The sequence below is a fragment of the Vibrio sp. 1580 genome (assembly GCF_033340055.1).
Genome location: NZ_JAWOVT010000681.1, coordinates 1 through 527 on the forward strand (window position 1 = coordinate 1; position 527 = coordinate 527).

Here is a 527-nt window from a genome sequence, read left to right on the forward strand (position 1 = left end):
TTGACGTTAACCGGAAGTTTGGGATCACCACATAATAGCCATAGCCGCTGTGAAGCTTTAGATTCCCAATATGTTGGATGTCACCACGTAAAATAGAAAATTGCGCCATAAAATCGGGCAGCAAAGCCAAGCCCTTCTCCATTCTCACGGCTTCACACGCCAAATAAAAATGCTCAAACCCGACGGAGTGATAGGTGATTGGGCACTCTAAATCGTTCTCCTGTTTGAATTGCTCCCACAGTTGCGGGCGAGTCGTTTGCGGAATAAATGGGTAATGGCTGATAGCTTGGTTGTCTGACAGTTTTGGTAGGTTGGTGTTGCCAATCAGCAACAAGGTTTCCTCACATAAGAGCTGGCTATATTCATAATGAGTCGAAAGAGGCAAACACCGCACATGCAGATCACTTTCGCCATGAATGTTTTTAACTGCGCCATCTCCGGTAAGAATTTTCACGCGAATATTTGGATGGCGTTGGTGGAAATCATCGATATTTGGCACCAGCCAAAGACTGGCAAACGAGGGTGTG

Annotated in this window: 1 protein-coding gene; it reads right to left on the reverse strand. The window is 45.9% G+C overall.

Annotation, left to right across the window (positions count from 1 at the left end; genetic code table 11):
- The coding region (locus R7093_RS27825) for a LysR substrate-binding domain-containing protein (RefSeq protein ID WP_318147356.1) at window positions 1–527 on the reverse strand (527 nt) is incomplete at both ends.